The sequence below is a fragment of the Paratractidigestivibacter sp. genome (assembly GCF_052362415.1).
GTDB lineage: Bacteria > Actinomycetota > Coriobacteriia > Coriobacteriales > Atopobiaceae > Paratractidigestivibacter.
In genome coordinates this window covers 1-2,355 of sequence record NZ_DAWEMK010000086.1, presented here as the reverse complement: position 1 = coordinate 2,355, position 2,355 = coordinate 1, and the positions used below count along the sequence as shown (strand labels likewise).

The following is a 2,355-nucleotide window of genomic DNA, read 5'->3' as shown; positions in this document are numbered from 1 at the left end:
CTCCAGCTCCAACGAGATCCAGTCCGTCGTCGAGTCCGCCGTCGGCAAGGTCGACGCCCTCTACGCGCCCACCGACAACACCATCGCCGCGGGCGCCGCGCAGGTCGGCCAGATCTGCAAGGAGAACAAGATCCCCTTCGTCACCGGCGAGGAGGGCATGTGCAAGGCCGGCGGCCTCTTCACGCTCTCCATCAACTACGCCGACCTCGGCAAGCGCGCCGGCGAGATGGCCGTGAAGATCCTCAAGGGCGAGTCCAAGCCCGCCGACATGGCCATCGAGCACCTCGACACCGCCGACCTCGTCGTCGCGAAGAACGACGAGATGGCGCAGGCTATCGGCGTCGACCTCTCGGCGCTCGACGCGAAGTAGGCCCGCCCAAGTAGCACCTCCCGGTGGCGAGAAGGAACCGCCCTTCTCGCCACCGCCGTAAGCACCGACAGCAAGAAGGAGCGCACATGCTCACAGCACTACAAGGCGCCGTCTCGCAGGGTATCCTGTGGGGTCTCATGGTACTCGGCGTCTTCATCACTTTCCGCCTGCTCGACATCCCCGACATGACCTGCGACGGCAGCTTCGCCCTCGGCGGCGCCGTCGTGGCGGTCCTCGTGGTCAACTTCGGCGTGGACCCGGTCGTGGCGACCCTCGCCGGCATGCTCGCCGGCGGCGTCGCGGGCGCCGTGACGGGCGTCCTCACCACCGTGTTCGAGATCCCCGCCATCCTCGCGGGAATCCTCACGCAGATCAGCCTGTGGTCGATCAACCTGCGCATCATGGGCAAGTCGAACACCCCGCTGCTCACGGCCGACACGATCTTCTCGAAGGTGTCCGACCTCACGGGCATCCCCCAGAGCACCGTTGCCATGATCGTGGGCGCCATCCTCGTCGCGGCCGTGATCTGGCTGCTGTACTGGTTCTTCGGCACCGAGATCGGCAGCGCGCTGCGCGCCACCGGCAACAACGAGGCCATGATCCGTGCCCTCGGCCAGAACACGAACGCGACCAAGATGCTCGCCCTCATCCTCTCCAACGCGCTCATCGGCCTTTCCGGCGGCCTCATCTGCCAGAGCCAGAAGTACGCCGACATCGGCATGGGCACGGGCGCCATCGTCATCGGCCTGGCCGCGATCGTCATCGGCGAGGTCCTCGGACGCCTTCTGCCCGGCGGCCTCACCAAGTTCGGCGCGCGCCTGGTCGCGGCGGTCGTCGGCTCCATCGTCTACTTCCTCATCCGCGCCATCGTGCTGCAGATGGGTATGGACGCCAACGACATGAAGCTGCTCTCCGCAATCATCGTCGCGCTCGCCCTGTGCGTGCCCGTCGTGCTCGAGAAGCAGCGCCTGCGGGCCTCGTACAAGAGGGGGGACGAGTAGCATGCTCAAGCTTTCCCACGTGAAGAAGACCTTCAATCCCGGCACCGTCACCGAGAAACGCGCGCTCACGGGCGTCGACCTCACCCTGAACGACGGCGACTTCGTGACCGTGATCGGCGGCAACGGCGCGGGCAAGTCCACGCTGCTCAACATGATCGCGGGCGTCTACCCGCTCGACTCCGGCGTGATCGAGCTCGACGGCGTGGACATCTCGCGCATGACGGAATCGCAGCGCGCCAAGTACCTCGGGCGCGTCTTCCAGGACCCGATGCGCGGCACCGCGGCCGACATGCAGATCGTCGAGAACCTCGCCCTCGCGCGCCGGCGCGGCAAACGCCGCGGCCTCGCGTGGGGCGTGACGCGGGAAGAGAAGAAAGAGTACCCTGAGCTCCTGGCGCGCCTCGGCCTCGGCCTCGAGGATCGGCTCGACGCGAAGGTCGGGCTTCTTTCCGGCGGACAGCGCCAGGCCCTCACGCTGCTCATGGCCACGCTCACCGACCCGAAGCTGCTGCTGCTCGACGAGCACACGGCGGCGCTCGACCCCAAGACCGCGGCGAAGGTCCTCACCCTCACCGAGGAGATCATCGCCGAGCGCAACCTCACCGCGCTCATGGTCACGCACAACATGAGCGACGCCATCCGCCTGGGCAACCGCCTGATCATGATGAGCGACGGGCACATCATCTACGACGTCGAGGGGGACGAGAAGAAGTCCCTCACCGTTCCCGACCTGCTGCGCAAGTTCGAGGAGGCCAGCGGCGAGGAGTTCACGAACGACCGTATGCTGCTGGGATAGCGCGCAGAAACCTGCGTCTCCAGCTCCCGCTGCGGCCTCGCCGCGCAGAAACCCCGACTTCCAGCTCCCGCTGCGGCCTCGCCGCGCAGAAACCCGCGTCTCCAGCCTCGCAAGGCGGCTGGCGGCGCGGGTTTCAGCTACGTCCATAAAGTGGTGTAAATAGCAGTGGCGGGCCAGAGGCCCGCCCT

Annotated in this window: 3 protein-coding genes; all 3 read left to right on the top strand. The window is 67.0% G+C overall.

What is annotated here, in order from left to right; translation table 11 throughout:
• Nucleotides 1-370: ABC transporter substrate-binding protein (locus ACT84W_RS08210; RefSeq protein WP_444328850.1), on the top strand; the 370-nt coding region annotated here is incomplete at its 5' end.
• Between the two features lie 86 nt (nt 371-456).
• On the top strand, nt 457-1,371 hold the full coding sequence (locus ACT84W_RS08205) for an ABC transporter permease (RefSeq protein ID WP_417575097.1): 915 nt from the start codon (nt 457-459) through the stop codon (nt 1,369-1,371).
• 1 nt (nt 1,372) lies between these two features.
• Nucleotides 1,373-2,167, top strand: a complete 795-nt coding sequence (locus tag ACT84W_RS08200; RefSeq protein ID WP_417575096.1) for an ABC transporter ATP-binding protein — start codon at nt 1,373-1,375, stop codon at nt 2,165-2,167.
• The last annotated feature ends 188 nt before the right edge of the window (nt 2,168-2,355 follow it).